Raw genomic sequence first — 16,817 nt, forward strand, 5'->3', positions numbered from 1 at the left:
GACCTACAACCCTGTCCGGTGGGCACGCGCGGTGAAAAATATCCCCGAGGGGCTCTCGGCATCAATTTCGCGCAGTTTTTCAAAGGTGCGGGTGTCATAGATCATGATTTTTCCAGCATCGCGAACACTCAGCCAGACCTCGTGCCCACGCGCGGTGAACTCCATATGCAGCACGGCTGGGCCGGGTTGGAACTGATGGATGATTTCCTTGGAAACGCTGTCGATCACTTGGATGGTGTCATTCAACGGGTGGGCGAAGTTGACCCAGACTTGCCGCCCATCGGGGCGCGCCATGGCAAAGATCGGCTGACCATGGGTTTTTGTTCGAGCAGTTTCTTCCAATGTGTCAGCGTCCACCCAAAGAACTTCGTGGTGGCCGACGGCTGGCAGTACAAATTCGTCACCGGTCAGCGCCCAGCCTTCAAGGTGGGGCATCTTGTAGACCGGCATTTCCTCTTGTCCGCGACCATATTTTGGTAGCACGCGGATGGGTTCGGGGTTTTCGGCCCACAGATCCAGCGCGGTCATGCCGTCCTCGCCAAACAGTCCGGTAATGTAGGTGCGACCATTGGCTGTGATCAGCGCGTCATAGGGGCGGTCGCCCATGTCGGGGATGCGGGTGATCTTGGGCTCGGCTTCCGCCAAGTCAGCAATCCATGTTTCGCCTGTGTCCCAGACGGTGAACACAAACCGTCGACCCGGAGCATCTACCAGACCGATGGTCTTGCCGCCGGTAGGAATGTCCAAAACCATCTCTAGCGTGTCGGCGTCAAAGACACGCACGCCACCGGGCTCGTAGTTTGACACTGCGACCAGTTTGCCGTCGTCCGAGATCGCCCCACCGATGGCATTACCAGACTGCATCACGCGGCCTACGATCTGGCGGGTGGTGATGTCCAGCTTGGTCAATCCGCCATCGCGGCCAAAGACATAGGCAAAGCGTTCGTCGGGTGAATAGACCAGACTGGCATGACTCAGGTCGCCAAAACCTTCGATCCGGGCCAGTGCGGCGCGGTCGGATTGATCCACCAGCAGGACAGAGCCTGTGGCGCGTTCGATAACAACGCCCATGTCACCGGTGGCAACAGTTTCGGCGCTGGCAGTCGAGGCGAGGAGGAGGGCGACGGCGAGGAGTTTTTTCATTTCATTTCTCCGGTTAGGAGGTAATCGGCAATCCACTCGGCCTCTTGTGGGCTGAGCAAGGGACGCCAGGGGGGCATGGGGGTGTCCGGGATCCCGTCAAGGATCACCGTGGTCAGAACGTCGCGGTCATAGAACTGCATCGCCTCGGGGGTGATCTCTGGGCCGAGGCCACCCATTAGCGTCATGCCGTGGCATGAACCGCAGTCCTGATGGACGAACCGTTGTAGGGCAGCTGGGTCAACCGGGTCGGCAGAGGCGAGGGTTGGAGATAACACCACCAATGCGGTTCCCAGCACCCAGGCCAAGCCTCGACCTAGCCCGAATTTTGCTGTGACATTGGGAATGACGCTAGCCATGGGCCTTTGCCTGTTCGACGATACTCTCATCGTGACGATCCGTATAAAGCGAAACCACCTGGCCGATGATGAACAGTGTTGGGGGCTTTAGCTCGGCTTCACGAGCATCTTGAGCGATTTCTCCCAGCGTTGAGGTCATACGCTCTTCCTCGGCCGAAGTGGCTTTGGAAATTGCCATAACTGGGGTGCTGGCGGGCAGGCCTTCCGTCATTAGGCCAACGGCGATCTGCCCGATGTTGGCGACACCCATGTAGACCACAAGCGTTGTTTCAGGGTCGGCCAGGCTCTTCCAGTCGAGGTCCAGCACCTTGTCTGCCTGACGGTGGCCAGTCACATATTGTACGCTGGTTGCAATGCCGCGATGGGTCAGCGGTACGCCGGTGGAACAGGATGCGCCCTGCGCAGCAGTGATTCCGGGGGCGTAGACAACTTCGATCCCGCGATCCATCAAGTACAGCGCCTCTTCGGAGCCGCGTCCAAAGATCATCGGATCACCACCCTTGAGCCGCGCAACAGATCGGCCCATCTGGGCTTGTTCAAACAGGATCTCGTTGATGCGATCTTGCGGCACGGGGTGGTTGCGGGGGCATTTGCCAACCGGGATCAGCTCGACCTCTTTGGGGCACAATGCCATGATGTCGTCCGAGACAAGACGGTCATAAACAACGACATCTGCGGACTGGATCATTTTCAGTGCGCGCAGCGTCAGCAGGTCGGGATCGCCGGGTCCGGCACCTATAAGGGAAACTTTACCGTTCATGGTGATTCTCGCATGCTCCAATGGTTGCCTTGGCAGAACCTCCGACACACAGCGCGCACGCGTGGTCACTGCTGGGCAGCACCTGATGGTGAAAACTGTGCTGAAGATCCTGGCGTTTCATGAGAGCAGCATGCCGTCGGGCAGCGTTGCTTTCCTTGACTAAAGCTAAGGCGCATTTGTTTTGCGAAATAACGATCCTGGGTCTGGTCTATTCTTTGACCGTAACCATGCCGATCATGTCGCGGGTTTCCCAATGCGGACCACATAGATAGTCCTGATCACCCGGCGTCAGAAATGTGAACTCGACGCTTTCGTCAGGAAAGGCGCGATCAGATTCGGGCATGCCAGCCGCAGGCGACAGGACGCTGTGACTGGTGCGTTTGTCGACATTGACCCAACGCACGGTGGTGCCCACCTGAACGGTGATCTGGGCGGGGCAGAAATTGTATTTGTACATAGTCACCACAACCACGCCGTCAGCTTCGGACGAGGGTTGACCTGTGAGCGCAACATAACGTTCCTCGGCCTCGGCACAGATGGCAGCCGGGTCTTTACCTGCTGCATGAACGGAAGATGCAGCCGCAAGCGACAGCAGGGCAATAGCCAGAATAGAAGGCGTTCGCATATTAAAACCCCGATGAAGGATGAACGGCGGCCGGAACAACCGGCCGCCGCTTTAGTTTTTACTGACCAACCACGTTGACTATCGCCTCGGGGTTATCCAGCGCTAGGCTGGTGTCCAGCGTTACGTGGTGGAACCGCGCATCGGAATAGTCATCGTGGATAGCAAACCCGACGGTGTAGGTCTTGCCGGGTTCCAGCGGTACATCTCCCGGTGTGTCCGAGTTCAGTGGCCGCGAGAAGACCACGGTCCACATACCGGCCGAGAGTGTTGCCTGCGAGGCAAACTCACCACCGTTTTCAACCCGGCGATCCATCAAGTAACCATTGGAGCCGCTACCATCAGCATAGACGCGCATCAGATCCAGAAAGGTGCCATCGGCGAGATACTGTTCGATCTCTTCCTCGGATCTCAGCTGATCCCAGCCGCCCTGTGGTTTGCCACGACGTCCTTTGACCTCAACCTTTGTCCGGCTTTCTGTCAGGTACTTGGTGACCATGCCTGTCGCTTCCAGACGCGAAGCCACGTCACCGCTGGCGGCAATCCCATCAGCATCGGGGGCAAATGGCATATAGGCGTTGTCGGCGTGGCAGCTTGACCAGCAACCCACCTGATCACCCATTTCGATCCCTGCGCCAGAGATCATCATGGCGACCTTGATCTGGTTTTCAGGATCCATCTTGCCGCCATCAACAAACGGGGCAGGGGCGTGAGGTGCATCCGGCCATTGCATGCGAACATAGAGATTGTCGGCATCATGAGCAGCCTGGACTGTGGCGTTGATGATGCCGCGCTTACCCGGAATTGGGGTTGGCTCCAGCTCATCGTTCTTACCACCACCGCCTGCAACGATCTTGGTGCCAATGGCTTCCAACTCGGCAGCGTGACAGGTTGTGCACTGGTCGCCACCTTTGGTCAGCGGACGTGCGCCACCATGCTGCTTGCCGTTTTGGACCCACTCAAACGAGGCTTGACCAGGATAGAACATGGTCAGATCAGTACTTGCCACAGTGGTCCAGTCGACGTCGGCACCAACGGTTTCACCGGCAGCGGCTTCAGTGACTTCGCCAGCAGCGGCAGCCCGCTCTTCGGCAACGGCGGCTTCAACGGCCGAGGCAATCTGAGCCTGCACGGCTTCGCGATTGGCAGTTTCGGCTGCCCGTGCAGCAGCGGCTTCCTCGGCTTCTACCCCTTCGATATAGGCCAGACTGTCGAGATAGATCTGCGGTACTTCGCGGATGAATGCCGGGTTTGGCGCTTCTAGTGCTTCGAGGTATTCGTCAGAGGCACGGTCGCGTACGTTCTTGTGTGCAATGCCCTTGTGGCAGTCAATACAGGTCTGCCCCACTTCCATCGCGTTCAAGTGTTGCTGACGGGCGCGAGGTTTCTGGAATTCGGGCATCATCGACCCAAAGTCGTGACAGTTACGGCATTCAACCGAATCCGTCGCCTTCATCCGTTCCCATTCGTTCATCGCAAGCGACAATCTGTGGGTTTCGAACTTCTCAGGTGTGCTGATACTACCGGTCAGCTTGCCCCACAGCTCTTTGGACGCCTTGATCTTGCGGATCATCTTGTGGGTCCAGTCCTTGGGCACGTGACAGTCTGAACAGACTGCACCGACGCCAGATCGGTTCACGTCGTGGATGGTGCCTTGGTACTCGGCGTATACGTTGTCCTTCATTTCGTGGCAGGAGATACAAAATGGCATAGTGTTTGTGGCTTCCATGGCGGTGTTGAACCCGCCCCAGAATACAATGCCGGCTATGAAAACTGCCGTGATCCCAGCCACCGGCATTCCCCACAGGAAATATCGCCGCCAGATAGGCTTTTTCGGTTCAGCTTCGCTGGTCTGGGTCATGTCCAGGCTCCGTCTTGGCTATTATTGATTGGCCCCAAACTGGGCCGGGTTGGCTAAAGTTGCATGGAGCAGAGGGAGAGCGGGTATGCAGATTGGTTAGGTGCCAATTGCCGTGGTCGTCTCGGACGCTGATGCAAAAAAGGGGCGGGCGCTGGGCCCGCCCCTTTGTGGAGTGTCAGTTCACGTTATGTGACGTGGTTCGAGCGGTTGAACACGTTGAACTTACCAGTCGGAGCGTAAAGACCTTTGACGCGGCCAATCTCTTCAAGAGTTTTTGCGTCGTAGATTACGATCTCACCATTTGGCTCAAGCGAGTCAGACATGTTCCATTTGGAAACCCAAACTTCAGTACCATCTGCGTTGAACTCAAAGTGTACAGCTGCGGTACCTGGAGTGTCAGTGACCTGGATTGTTTTCACAATCTCACCAGTCTCTTTCGAGATTACCTGAACCGATTGCTGAATTTCTGGCTCTGGGTGCTTAGTTTGGTCAGCCCAGTAGTAGTCAGAATTCGGGTGTGTCCGGATGAACAGGCCAGCACCGTCAGTTTCGACTTCGTAGCAGGTTTTCCAAGCTTGATCAGGGTGACCTTCAGGATCGTTGCCCCAGACTGTAACAGTACCAACACCAAGGTGAGTTGTACCGGCTACAGGACCACAGTTCGGGTCGATCCAGTTGGCGCCAGGGCCAGGGTGCGGCAGTGCGGCAGTGTCGATGATCGCTTCAAGCTTGCGCTCTTTGGCATCAACAACAACCATCTGGTTCGACGCGTTTGCGGCGATCTGGAAGTAACGACCTGTTGGATCAAAGAACCCATCGTGCAGGAAGCGCGAGGTGTCGATCTTGTCGATCCGCAGGTTGTCCAGGTCAGAATAGTCGACCTGCCACATCTGGCCCAGTTCCTTCACAGCCACCAGCCATGTTGGCTCGTGCGGTGTGGTGTAGATCGCGGCCACGCGGGCTTCTTCTACATAGTCACCTTCGGTGTTCACGCCGCGTGTCGAAACAACTTTCAGCGGTTCCATTGTGACAGCGTCTGAGATCACGAAGTGTGGAGGCCAGTACGCTCCACCAATGATGTACTTGCCGTCGCCGGATACGGCTACGTCGCGTGCGTCATAGGCAACTTTGACTTCCGAAACCAACATCTTGTCTGGTGTCTGCCAGAGGTCGATCTTGGTCATCTTGCCGTCACGACCCATTGTGTACCAGAAACGGCCGGGGTTCTCAGGCTCAGAAATCGAGTGGTGCTCGGATGCTTTGATCACGTGAACGGCGTAGCCGGTCGGGATGTGAACCAGAACTTCTTTGGTGTCGCCGTCGATGACGGCCACTTTACCAGCGTCACGTTCGATAACGACAAAGAAGTTTTCCCAGTTGCGGCCGTGTAGCGGCTCGGTTGGGTAGTCAGCTTCTTCCACATAGATCTTGCGGGTGGCTTCCATCTGCGCCAGCGACATTTCTGGCGGTTTTGGCGGATCCATTTGGATATAGGTTGCCATATCCCGGATCTGGTCTTCGGTCATGATGTCCGAAAAGTTGTTCATCCCGCCTTCGGTTCCCCAGGCGATGATTTTTTCAAGACGTTCCTGACCCAGCTTCAATGTACCGCCTTCAACGACGGTGCCATCGGCTTTGGTTGTTTTTACAACCGGCTCAAGGTTTTTACCGGTGGCGCCTTTGCGTAGCACACCGTGACAACCAGCGCATTGTTCAAAATACAGCTGCTTCGATGCGTCAAAGGCTTCCTGACTCAGAGTAGGGCCTTCCGCAAGTACGGGCGCGGCAGTGGAGCCGAGCAGCAATGCAAAGCCGACTCCAAGTGTCCGACGGGCTTTAGTATAGGTGATTCCAAGCGACATGATCACTCTCCGTTTGCTGGTGAGGCAGGTCAGAGTTGAGTAGGATTCCCACTCGCGGTCCTTGACTTTCGTTAAATGCACTCTCGAATTCGTGATCGGTTTGGCAAAATTATCAAATGATCCGTACCCACGTGCTTTTCTTGTGGCGCTTGACTTTGGATAAGGAACGGTCTCCGGCTGAGATCTATAGCTTTGGTACCAAACGCGGGCTCTTCGGTCTTGTCGTCGCCATCTTATGGTGAGGCTGGTGAACGGCAGAACCGGTATTGGGTCATGGTACCCTGACATCACCGTCAGGATGTTGTGGCATCAATTTGTCAGCCGTCTCGATGCACCAGTGGTGCGTGGTTGAGCCCAGGCAGACCTTTCCAAGGTCGGCGGACGGCTGGCATTTCAACCCACCGACAGCGGCGCGAAATACCCGTTCAGGTGTGGCCTGTTCTTCATGTGAAAGCTCAAAACCGCGGCAGATCCACTCGGCACTGTCAGTCGCTAGACTTCCCAGTCGACGTGGGGTATCTGCTGGGTGAATTACAGCTGAAAGTATCGTCGATAGCATCTCATGTCGCGAAACGCTCATAATCCAAGGATGGTCGGCCCCGTGTTCTCCGCCGCAGCCATTATTCGAATTATATCCCCGGCTCTCTGATCCATGAGACGCCGGGCCAAGGTGTTTGAGACCTCGCACCGATCGCTTCGACATTCCGAACAGACCATCGATAAGGACGCCACCCATGTGCGCCGACACGCCTGAAACACCTGACTACAAATCCACGCTGAACCTGCCCAAAACCGATTTCCCAATGCGCGCTGGCCTGCCCAAGCGCGAGCCCCAGTGGCTGGAGCGTTGGGCCAAGATTGGCGTCTATGATCGCCTGCGCGAAAAAGAAGGTCGTGAGCCGTTCACGCTGCACGATGGCCCTCCATACGCCAACGGCCACCTGCACATCGGTCACGCGCTGAACAAAACCATCAAAGACATGATCGTGCGCTCGCACCAGATGATGGGTTATGACGCGCGCTATGTGCCGGGCTGGGATTGCCACGGGCTGCCGATCGAATGGAAAATCGAGGAAAAGTACCGTAAGAAGGGCAAGAACAAAGACGATGTCGATATCGTCGACTTCCGTCAGGAATGCCGCAAGTTTGCCGAGGGCTGGGTGGACATCCAGCGCGAAGAGTTCAAGCGCTTGGGCATCACTGGCAACTGGGACGATCCATATCTGACCATGGCCTACCACGCCGAGGCGGTGATTGCTGGTGAATTCCAAAAGTTCCTGATGAACGGCACTCTGTATCAGGGCTCAAAACCCGTGATGTGGTCCCCGGTTGAAAAAACCGCATTGGCTGAGGCCGAAGTCGAATACCACGACAAAGAGAGTTTTACCATCTGGGTGAAGTTCAAAGTGGCCAATGAAGACCACAAGCTTTCCGGCGCTCAGGTGGTGATCTGGACAACCACCCCGTGGACAATTCCATCGAACAAGGCGGTCGTCTTTGGACAGGACATTGCCTATGGCCTGTACGAAGTCACCGGTACACCCGAAGAATCCTGGGTTGCGGCTGGCGAAAAATACATCTTGGCCGACAATCTGGCCGCCGAAGTGATGAAGCGCGCCCGCTTGGGTGAAGATCAGTTCACCCGCGTTGCAGATGTACCTGTTGAAGACCTCGAAGGTGTAGGCCTAAAGCACCCGCTGCATGGTGCCGAAGGCTCCAACGGTGAGTGGGACGGCTTGCGCGACTTCCGCGCCGCGCCTTTTGTGACCGACACCGAAGGTACAGGTTTTGTGCACTGTGCCCCATCCCACGGTATGGAAGAATTCGAACTCTATCGTGATCTGGGCATGCTAGAGCAGATGATCACCTATAACGTCATGGACGACGGAGGTTTCCGCGCTGAACTGCCGTTCTTTGGTGGCACCTATATCCTGAACCGCAAGGGTGGCGAGGGTGATGCCAACAAGAAGATCATCGACAAACTGGTCGAGGTTGGCGGGCTAATGGCACGCGGCAAGATCAAGCACAGCTATCCACACTCGTGGCGTTCCAAGGCTCCGATCATCTATCGCAACACGCCGCAGTGGTTTGCTGCCGTGGATCGTGAAATCGGTGACGATCAAGACACTTACGGCAAAACCATCCGCGACCGTGCCCTGACCTCGATCGACGAACTGGTCAAATGGACCCCGGCCAAGGGCCGCAACCGTCTGCACGCGATGATCGAAACCCGCCCTGACTGGGTTTTGTCGCGCCAGCGCGCCTGGGGTGTTCCGCTGACCTGTTTTATCAAAAAGGGTCTGTTGCCAACGGACGAGGGCTTCCTGCTGCGCGACGACGCCGTGAACGCCCGCGTTGTTGCCGCGTTTGAGGCTGAAGGTGCAGACGCTTGGTATATGGACGGTGCCAAGGAACGTTTCCTTGGTGATGACTACAACGCGGATGAGTGGGAGCAGGTGTTTGACGTGCTCGACGTCTGGTTCGACTCTGGTTCGACCCACGCATTTGTGCTGCGCGACCGCGAAGATGGCACCAAGGACGGCATCGCCGATGTCTACATGGAAGGCACCGACCAGCACCGTGGTTGGTTCCACTCATCCTTGTTGCAGGCCTGTGGCACCAAGGGCCGCGCGCCGTACCGTAATGTTGTAACCCACGGCTTCACGCTGGATGCCAAGGGCATGAAGATGTCCAAATCGCTGGGCAACACCATCGTGCCGGAAACCGTGGTCAAGCAATACGGCGCTGACATCCTACGCCTTTGGGTGGCCCAGACCGATTACACCGCTGACCAGCGGATCGGCCCGGAAATCCTGAAAGGCACCGCCGACAGTTATCGCCGCCTGCGCAACACCATGCGTTATATGCTCGGTTCGCTTGGCGACTTCTCGGAAGATCAGCGCGTTGCACCCGAGGATATGCCCGAACTGGAGCAGTGGGTGCTGCACCGTATGGCCGAACTGGATCACAAAGTGCGTACTGGCTACCAGTCGTTTGATTTCCAGGGGGTGCTGTCAGCTGTGTTTAACTTTGCCACGGTTGATCTGTCGTCGTTCTACTTTGATGTGCGTAAGGACGCGTTGTACTGCGACGGTGACACACTGAACGCCCGTGCCGCGCGCACCGTTCTGGATCTGCTGTTCCACCGCATCACCCGCTGGCTGGCGCCAATCCTGGTCTTCACCATGGAGGAAGTCTGGCTGGAACGTTTCCCAGGCGATGACAGCTCGATCCACCTGACCGATATGCCCGACACCCCGGGTGACTGGCTGAACGAACCGCTGGCCGCCAAATGGTCCGGTATCCGTCAAGCTCGCCGTGTGGTGACCTCGGCGCTGGAAATCCAGCGGACCGACAAGGTGATCGGTGCGTCGCTCGAAGCATCGCCAGTGGTGCATGTGCGTGATGATGAAGTCCGTGCTGCACTGGCGTCGGTCAACTTTGCCGACATCTGCATCACATCCGATGTGGTGCTCAGCGGTGACCCAGCCCCGGCCGAAGCCTTCCGCATGCCTGAAGTCGACGGCATCTCGGTTGTGTTTGAAAAAGCCGAAGGCGAGAAATGCCAGCGGTGCTGGAAGATTCTGCCAGACGTTGGTCAGCACAGCCACGGCGATGTTTGCGGTCGCTGTGACGAGGCGCTGGGCTAAGCCCAAAAACAACAAAGCTGCCCCAATGGGGCAGCCTGTTTGATCAGATGATCATGACGCCTCGGCTTTTGGCCGGGGCGTTTTCATTTAGCCTTGGCCGAACAAGGCCTGCACTTCGTTATACTCGGCGCTGGCATTCACGTCTGATGTGGCTGTCTCACCCGAAATCAGGCCAACAATCAGCGATTCCATATCGGCGTCGGTGCTGGGTTCAACTGCCGGGGCCACAGATGCCATGGGGGTGGTTTCAACAGTGATTGGCGGATCTTCGGCAACCACATTTGCTGCGTTCAGCGTGATCTCACCGGCATCGTCCTGTTCGAACGTGACCTTGATACCGCCATGTTCGCCCATCACGAATTCGATGTCGATTTCACCACCGGGACCGTTAGTCTCGATTTCAACGCTCAGCTCGCCGTCTTCCATTTCGACTTCGATCTCAAACTCGCCATTCACACTGGCGATATTGATGCTGATCTCACCAAATGCACCGCTTAGCAGGCTGGAAATACCTGTCGGCGCAGTTGGATCAACTACAGGTGTGTCAGTCACCGGTGTGGTGTCGCCAGTGGTTGGCTCTTGCGGTTGCTGAGCGCGCCAGCCCCAGGCCTTGGCATGATCCGGGGGGCCCGGCTGTTTGGCGTGATCCGGTGGACCGGGTTGATGGTTTTGCATCGCCATTTTGTGGGTCTGGCCCAGACCGCCGACTGCCGAGACAGAATGCATGGTGTTTCTCCAATAACAGGGTGCTCTGAGTGAGCTATGACTGCATATTGGGCGAAACTCCTTAAAAAGCGGCTGAAACGGCCGGGTGTCCGTCCAACCGTTTACGAAAAATTTTTATGAAATTTGTAAGGCCCCGTAATCGTGCAGAGAAAACCCTGCCATGCAGAACGTAATTTACGGTGAGAGATGGATGTGTTTACGAACTGCGCGTACTGAACAACCTAATTTCAGCAATAATGCCGTAACTAGTGCATCGCCTTCATGGCCTGACGATATTCATCAGCGGCAATGGCGCTGGCAGGCTTTGGGCCTGCGTGGGTGCCCGACAACATGTCCTGAACTTCCGCCTGAGCTTTAGAGGCGCCAAGTTCGGCACCCAGCGCGACTTGGCGGGCCATCTCGCGGGCAGGGCCGGTGTAATGGGCCTGCAGCGCCTGTTCGTAACCGTTGCCAAGCGCGGCCATCCGTGCGGTTGAACGCGCCGGACCAACATACTTTGTTTGCAGGTACATCTGGAGGGAATCCTGCGCGGTCTTGGCTTCAGCGGTTTCACGGGTGATGATCTTGGCCTCTTCGGCCTTGGCAACAACATCAGCTTGAACCAACTCAGCCTTTGGAGGCTGCTGAGCTGGGGTGTAAAAGCTGATGCTGGGAGAGATTGCCGCGATCATTTGTGCCACCTTGGTTTCAAATCATTCCTAATGTTTAGTTGAATTTTAACAAAAGTGGGGCGTAATCGTAATAAAGGTTAACGCGCGGGGCGCGTGGGGTGCGGCCATATCGGGTTGGTCGGCGTAACCGTTAACATTCAGCTTAACGATTGTGGGTCTTGTACTGCCGTTAGGAATGGATGAGGGTGCGCCCATGCCCTTTGCTTCACTAGATACACCTGTCGGAACGCTCTCTGTCGAAGAGCAAGACGGCGCCATTGTGCGTCTTCGCTGGTCTGCGGATGGTGATGAGGGGACGGCATTATTGGATCAGGCCTGTGACCAACTAAGGGCGTATTTTGCCGGTGAACTGCAGGATTTTGATTTGCCCCTTCATGTCGACGGTTCAGATTTTCAGCGTGCCGTCTGTGATGCCATGTCGGCGATCCCGTTTGGCAAAACTCGGACTTATGGTGATATCGCCCGTGATCTGGGTGGCGCAGCGCAGCCTGTGGGCAATGCCTGTGGGGCCAATCCGATCCCAGTGATTATCCCCTGTCACAGGGTCTTGGGGGCCAATGGGCTGGGTGGCTTTTCCGGCGATGGCGGTGTTGAGACCAAAGTAGAGCTGCTGAAGCACGAAGGCGCCGCTGGGTTACTGATTTGAGGACTGCATGAGCGCGACGATTTTCCTGGCGGTCTTGTTCGCGGCCTTTCTGCATGCGGGTTGGAACGCGCTGGTCAAAACCGGCGGTGACAAGTTTCAAGCGATGTTCATCATGTCAACGTCGCAGGGTGCAATTGGTCTGATGATGACACTGGTTCTGCCGCTACCCAGTGGGCAGGTCTGGTTGTGGTTGTTGGCGTCTGGGCTGGTGCATTCGCTGTACAAGTTTTTCCTGACTTCGGCCTATGAGCATGGTGATCTCAGCCGGGTCTACCCTATCGCCCGTGGGCTGGCGCCGATGCTGGTGGCCTTAGTTGGCGTGTTCTTTCTGTCTGATGAGTTGGCGATACTGGAGTATCTAGGGATTGCTGCGCTGGGCACCGGCATCATCGCAATGGCACGGGGCGTGTTCAGCAATGGCGAGAGCCAGCACATGCTGCGGTTTGCCTTTGCCTCGGCATTGATGACGGCTTGTTACTCTCTGATCGATGGCTTGGGCGCACGGGCGGCGGGCGATGCGACGGTGTTTGTCGCTTGGATGTTCCTGATTGACGGGATCATCTTTGGGTCGTGGGGGCTGTTAAGTCGGGGTAGGGCGGTGCTCACTGCCAGACGTCGCGATTGGTTGCGCGGTTGTATGGCGGGTGGTGCCTCGCTTGGCGCCTATTGGATTGCGGTCTGGGCGATGACGCAGGCACCGATTGCGCTGGTCACCGCGCTGCGCGAAACCTCGATTCTGTTTGCGGTGATGATTGGTGTTGTGGTGTTCCGCGAGCGGTTTGACCGCGCTAAGGCTGTTGCTACGGTGTTGATTGTCGGTGGTGTGGTGCTGACGCGGTTGTAAGATGTCGAGGGCAGCGCCTGACCCTGGGTGGGTGCGAAAGCGCCCTCCCGTGGGGACGGTCGGGCGCTGCCCCGTCTGACGACCGGGCGAATAGATTAGCTGCGCTGTAGCTTACGCTGAACCGGAATAATCTGCTGAGCAACGCCCACGAACAGCAGGTAAACCGAGGTCACAACCAAACCCCAATGCGCCCAGCTTTGCGGATGAAAATCCACCCAAGCGGCCCAACCGGCAAAGAAGGTCCAGCCCAAAGCCATGGGCAGTGTCAGCAGCCGCCAACGTTCGGTGCGAACTGGATGAACAAATTTCAGTGGTAGAAACATGCTCACCGACACGAGAGTGACCAGTGCCAGGCTGGTCCAGTGGCTGGGTTGCAGAGCAAAAATTACCAGCACAACCATGTTCCAGCAGCCGGGAAAGCCCGAAAACGAGTTGTCTTTGGTCTTCATCCGCGTATCTGCGAAATACATAGCACTGGCAAAGGTGATCACGATGATTGCAAACCATCCGGTCCAACCCGCCATTAGCCCCGAATTGAACAGCGCAAAGGCGGGGATAAACACGTAAGTTAGATAATCGATGATCAGATCCAGCAGCACGCCGTCGAACTCAGGCGCATAGCGTTTGACGTGATATTTTCGCGCCAAGGGCCCATCAACACCGTCCACTGCAAAGGCCACCACCAGCCACAGGAACATCAAGTCCCACTTTTCATCGACAGCGGCCAGCATCGCCAACATGGCAATTACAGCGCCGGTTGCGGTGAATAAATGGACGGAAAGGGCGCGGAGTTGAGGAGTCATTTGACTGTGATGCCGAATTTCCCCCCAGCCTGCAAGGGGCCAGCTATCAGGTCAGCCAATTTCCATTGTATCGTTACGGTTCCAAATCCGGCGGTTACACGCCTGATCCGTCGATTGTTTGGCATGGTCCAAAGCTGCGTCTAGTTGCCGATGCGGACTTCCTCAATCGGGTAGCCCAGATAATCCTGACCCTCCCAGATCTTGTGGCAGTCGTGGCAAGAAGCCTGCTGAAACCTCATCGGGTCCCCATTGGGTTGAATACCGCCATAGAGCCAGTCACCGGTCTCTGGCGATGCCCCGGTCTCGAGCTTGGTCATTAAAGTCAGTGGCCCAACCTCGGCTGCATTTTTCGTGGCGTTGATCCTGATGCTTTCCTTGGCCAGTTGCGAGCCCACTGGCATCACTACGCCTTGTTCGGCGAATTTAAGGTATTGTTCAGCCGCAATGTCGTTGGCGTAGGTCAGTAGTAGGCCGTTGCCGTGGGTCCCGTCTACAACATGGCGGGTGGCTGTGACGGTCCAGCCGCGATAGTTTTTGGCCACCGTGTCACCACCTTTGCTATAGGCTGCGACCATTCTATCGCCAATGCAGTCGTAGATGCGGGCGATATCACTTTCAGTCAGATCAAAGGGATCGGTGACAGAGACCTGACAATCCTGCGCCTGAGCGGTTGTGCCGGCGATGATGGCGACAGCTATTAGAACCGCAAATATCACTAGGCTGTTCATGGCGCGGGCTCCCGTTGAGTTGCAATCACCGACTTAGCTTCACAAAACTAGCGGGATCCGGCAGATCGTCATCGTATTTGGCTACACAAGCCCGTGACGGGATCAGGCCTTGGGGTGGGCGCGGTTGTAAACGTCCATCAAATGTGCGGTGTCGACGGCGGTATAGGCTTGGGTCGTCGACAGCGAGGCATGCCCCAAAAGTTCTTGAATTGACCGAAGATCTCCGCCTGCCTCAAGCAGATGAGTGGCAAAGCTGTGGCGCAGCGCATGGGGGGTCGCGGTGGCTGGCAGACCCAGCTGCGCGCGTGTCTTGGCCATAACCCCTTGGATCAGTCGTGGATTTAGCGCGCCGCCACGGACACCACGAAATAACGGCCCGTCGTTTTCTTGCGGGTGAGGGCAGAGGGACAGATAGCGATCAACAGCATCGCGTGCTGCTTTGATGACCGGAACAACACGTTCCTTGCCGCCTTTACCGGTGATCCGTAGCACGGCTGAAATCGGTGCATCCTTGCCCTGCAGCCCCAGCGCCTCGGAGATGCGCAGCCCGCAGCCATAGAGCAGCGTCACCACCGCCACATCCCGCGCCGAGACCCAATCGGATTGAGACTGGTGTTCCACCGTATCCAAAACCGCCTTGGCAGCATCGGCAGCCAGCGGGCGTGGTAGTTTTTTCTGAAATTTGGGGGCGCGGGCCATCAGAACCGCGCTGGGTTCAAACCCTTCGCGTTCGGCCAGCCAGCGATAAAAGCTTTTGACTGCCGATAGTTTGCGCGCCAGTGACCGCGCACCGGTGCCCGAATTTCGGGTCTCGGCCATCCATGCGCGCATATCGCTGACTGTGATGGTTTGCAGCGCACCCAACCCCTGAGGGCTGCCGAAATGTAGCGTCATGAACGACAGGAACTCTGCCACGTCACCGCGATAAGCGACGAGAGTATTGTCAGCAGCACCGTTCAACGCACTTTGGTTGTCTAGCCAGTTTTGCAGGGCATCCCGGCAGTCAGGTGAGATCAGACTCAAGACAGCCAGTGACGCATCGACCGTTCGAATACGTCGCCAAAGAACGTCAGCAGATCAGTGCCATGCTGCGGAGTGAATTGATGCGGATCCTCGGCGCCAAGCACCAGCAGGCCGGGCAGGCGGCCATTTCCCAGATCCAACTTCAGGCATGCCTCAGAGCGGATCCAGTCGGCCTTGTCGCCATAGATCTGCGGTGATCCACCTTGGATCTGTCGCAGAGTAACCTGTCGGTTGACGCCGCCACGGCCCTGGCTGATGTAGTCATCAATATAGCCGGGTTCGACGACGTTTAAAACTTCGCCCATGCGCTTTACGGCAGGATTACTGTCATCCTGCACTGTTTCCAGCACCAACGTCACCGCCTCAAGCCGCAGAATTTCAGCGATATCACCGCGCAGGTTTTGCAGGAAATCCTCAAAGTTGGTTGGATCCATCAGCGCAAGAATCGCACGATGAATTTGATTGGTGCCGGCCAGATTGTCATAGGCCGCTGCAATGACAGAGCGATGCGTGTCCTCTAGCCGGTCCAGCCGCGCCTCCATCCGTTCCATGGCAATACCGCGTAAATCAACGATATTGGCGCCCATGGCGCGCTCATTGGCCGCGACCAATGCGTTCATGGCGGTTTGATCGTCAAGCACCGCATCGGGCTTGGCTACAATAGCTTGACGGAGGGATTCATCTAGGACTGGACTGCTGCTCATGCTCTGACCTCTAGTGGGTTTGGGGCAAGTTATAACACGAGTTTTAACGAAAAGTGGGGAAAATTTACGAGAGGGCAGATTTTTGCGCAATCTTGGAAGTTAGGGTATCTGGTCGGGCACTAGGGGCATAGTTCCCATGGTTAGATGGGCCGAGTGTCCGCAACCAAATTAATCGATCTGCCGGTGTGGAAAGGGCGAATAGCGGCCATTCTCTGTTTCGTGTGCAGGTACCTGATGAGCAGGCTAAGCCGTCGCTGATTGGCTGAGGGTTCAGGGCTATGTGTACCGAACACAGCGATCAAATTCCACCTGTCGAATTGGGCGGCTTTGTTGCACAAATAGGGTTGAGGTCGGACCTCCCCTGACACCGGACGGATTTAGCCTATCGCCTCTGTCTTGGGGATGCCAAGTGCAGTAA

15 protein-coding genes are annotated in these 16,817 nt (G+C 56.7%); 3 read left to right on the plus strand and 12 right to left on the minus strand.

Annotated elements, in window-relative coordinates:
- Positions 1–3 precede the first annotated feature (3 nt).
- From DL239_RS19510 to DL239_RS19535, 6 genes are all read right to left on the minus strand, one after another.
- Positions 4–1,143 (minus strand): cytochrome D1 domain-containing protein, encoded by a 1,140-nt coding sequence (locus DL239_RS19510; protein WP_167685782.1) that lies wholly within the window; start codon positions 1,141–1,143, stop codon positions 4–6.
- Positions 1,140–1,499 (minus strand): c-type cytochrome, encoded by a 360-nt coding sequence (locus DL239_RS19515; RefSeq protein WP_167685783.1) that lies wholly within the window; start codon positions 1,497–1,499, stop codon positions 1,140–1,142. The genes DL239_RS19510 and DL239_RS19515 overlap by 4 nt, the downstream gene beginning before the upstream one ends.
- Positions 1,492–2,259 carry a uroporphyrinogen-III C-methyltransferase gene (gene cobA, locus DL239_RS19520; RefSeq protein ID WP_167685784.1) on the minus strand — a complete coding sequence of 256 codons (768 nt, stop codon included), beginning with the start codon at positions 2,257–2,259 and terminating at the stop codon, positions 1,492–1,494. The genes DL239_RS19515 and cobA overlap by 8 nt, the downstream gene beginning before the upstream one ends.
- Before the next feature lie 208 nt (positions 2,260–2,467).
- The gene (locus tag DL239_RS19525) at positions 2,468–2,884 is read right to left on the minus strand and encodes a cupredoxin domain-containing protein (protein ID WP_167685785.1); all 417 of its coding nucleotides are present in this window, start codon (positions 2,882–2,884) and stop codon (positions 2,468–2,470) included.
- Between the two features lie 58 nt (positions 2,885–2,942).
- Positions 2,943–4,742 (minus strand): NapC/NirT family cytochrome c, encoded by a 1,800-nt coding sequence (locus tag DL239_RS19530; protein WP_167685786.1) that lies wholly within the window; start codon positions 4,740–4,742, stop codon positions 2,943–2,945.
- A gap of 185 nt (positions 4,743–4,927) precedes the next feature.
- Entirely contained in the window at positions 4,928–6,604 is a 1,677-nt protein-coding gene (locus DL239_RS19535; RefSeq protein WP_167685787.1) for a cytochrome D1 domain-containing protein, read from the minus strand.
- Between the two features lie 734 nt (positions 6,605–7,338).
- Here DL239_RS19535 and ileS point away from each other — a divergent pair.
- Complete coding sequence (gene ileS, locus DL239_RS19545) at positions 7,339–10,254, plus strand: isoleucine--tRNA ligase (protein WP_167685789.1); 2,916 nt, start codon at positions 7,339–7,341, stop codon at positions 10,252–10,254.
- 87 nt (positions 10,255–10,341) lie between these two features.
- On the opposite strand, the gene DL239_RS19550 is transcribed toward ileS, so the two are convergent.
- Together DL239_RS19550 and DL239_RS19555 are read right to left on the minus strand one after the other, a co-directional pair.
- Complete coding sequence (locus DL239_RS19550; protein WP_167685790.1) at positions 10,342–10,980, minus strand: hypothetical protein; 639 nt, start codon at positions 10,978–10,980, stop codon at positions 10,342–10,344.
- A 245-nt stretch (positions 10,981–11,225) separates the two neighbouring features.
- Positions 11,226–11,660 (minus strand): hypothetical protein, encoded by a 435-nt coding sequence (locus DL239_RS19555; RefSeq protein WP_206188550.1) that lies wholly within the window; start codon positions 11,658–11,660, stop codon positions 11,226–11,228.
- 184 nt (positions 11,661–11,844) lie between these two features.
- Here DL239_RS19555 and DL239_RS19560 point away from each other — a divergent pair, with 184 nt between their 5' ends.
- Together DL239_RS19560 and DL239_RS19565 are read left to right on the plus strand one after the other, a co-directional pair.
- Positions 11,845–12,297, plus strand: a complete 453-nt coding sequence (locus tag DL239_RS19560; RefSeq protein WP_167685792.1) for a methylated-DNA--[protein]-cysteine S-methyltransferase — start codon at positions 11,845–11,847, stop codon at positions 12,295–12,297.
- A 7-nt stretch (positions 12,298–12,304) separates the two neighbouring features.
- Positions 12,305–13,141, plus strand: coding sequence for an EamA family transporter (locus DL239_RS19565; RefSeq protein WP_167685793.1), 837 nt, complete (start codon positions 12,305–12,307; stop codon positions 13,139–13,141).
- 95 nt (positions 13,142–13,236) lie between these two features.
- Here DL239_RS19565 and DL239_RS19570 read toward each other — a convergent pair whose 3' ends face one another.
- The 4 genes from DL239_RS19570 to DL239_RS19585 all read right to left on the minus strand — a co-directional run bounded on the left by DL239_RS19570 (position 13,237) and on the right by DL239_RS19585 (position 16,399).
- The gene (locus DL239_RS19570) at positions 13,237–13,944 is read right to left on the minus strand and encodes a CDP-alcohol phosphatidyltransferase family protein (RefSeq protein ID WP_167685794.1); all 708 of its coding nucleotides are present in this window, start codon (positions 13,942–13,944) and stop codon (positions 13,237–13,239) included.
- Positions 13,945–14,084: 140 nt separating this feature from the next.
- Positions 14,085–14,672, minus strand: a complete 588-nt coding sequence (locus DL239_RS19575; protein ID WP_167685795.1) for a cytochrome P460 family protein — start codon at positions 14,670–14,672, stop codon at positions 14,085–14,087.
- Between the two features lie 102 nt (positions 14,673–14,774).
- Complete coding sequence (locus DL239_RS19580; protein WP_167685796.1) at positions 14,775–15,695, minus strand: tyrosine recombinase XerC; 921 nt, start codon at positions 15,693–15,695, stop codon at positions 14,775–14,777.
- On the minus strand, positions 15,692–16,399 hold the full coding sequence (locus tag DL239_RS19585; protein WP_167685797.1) for a DUF484 family protein: 708 nt from the start codon (positions 16,397–16,399) through the stop codon (positions 15,692–15,694). Before DL239_RS19585 ends, DL239_RS19580 begins: the two co-directional genes overlap by 4 nt.
- Positions 16,400–16,817: the final 418 nt, after the last annotated feature.

This window comes from Parasedimentitalea denitrificans (assembly GCF_011813015.1).
GTDB lineage: Bacteria > Pseudomonadota > Alphaproteobacteria > Rhodobacterales > Rhodobacteraceae > Parasedimentitalea > Parasedimentitalea denitrificans.

Coding starts and splice junctions, on each gene's coding strand:
- DL239_RS19560 (WP_167685792.1), top strand. CDS start 11,845: ATGCCCTTTGCTTCACTAGATACACCTGTCGGAACGCTCTCTGTCGAA.
- cobA (WP_167685784.1), bottom strand. CDS start 2,259: ATGAACGGTAAAGTTTCCCTTATAGGTGCCGGACCCGGCGATCCCGAC.
- DL239_RS19565 (WP_167685793.1), top strand. CDS start 12,305: ATGAGCGCGACGATTTTCCTGGCGGTCTTGTTCGCGGCCTTTCTGCAT.
- DL239_RS19510 (WP_167685782.1), bottom strand. CDS start 1,143: ATGAAAAAACTCCTCGCCGTCGCCCTCCTCCTCGCCTCGACTGCCAGC.
- DL239_RS19575 (WP_167685795.1), bottom strand. CDS start 14,672: ATGAACAGCCTAGTGATATTTGCGGTTCTAATAGCTGTCGCCATCATC.
- DL239_RS19530 (WP_167685786.1), bottom strand. CDS start 4,742: ATGACCCAGACCAGCGAAGCTGAACCGAAAAAGCCTATCTGGCGGCGA.
- DL239_RS19570 (WP_167685794.1), bottom strand. CDS start 13,944: ATGACTCCTCAACTCCGCGCCCTTTCCGTCCATTTATTCACCGCAACC.
- DL239_RS19550 (WP_167685790.1), bottom strand. CDS start 10,980: ATGCATTCTGTCTCGGCAGTCGGCGGTCTGGGCCAGACCCACAAAATG.
- DL239_RS19525 (WP_167685785.1), bottom strand. CDS start 2,884: ATGCGAACGCCTTCTATTCTGGCTATTGCCCTGCTGTCGCTTGCGGCT.
- ileS (WP_167685789.1), top strand. CDS start 7,339: ATGTGCGCCGACACGCCTGAAACACCTGACTACAAATCCACGCTGAAC.
- DL239_RS19535 (WP_167685787.1), bottom strand. CDS start 6,604: ATGTCGCTTGGAATCACCTATACTAAAGCCCGTCGGACACTTGGAGTC.
- DL239_RS19585 (WP_167685797.1), bottom strand. CDS start 16,399: ATGAGCAGCAGTCCAGTCCTAGATGAATCCCTCCGTCAAGCTATTGTA.
- DL239_RS19515 (WP_167685783.1), bottom strand. CDS start 1,499: ATGGCTAGCGTCATTCCCAATGTCACAGCAAAATTCGGGCTAGGTCGA.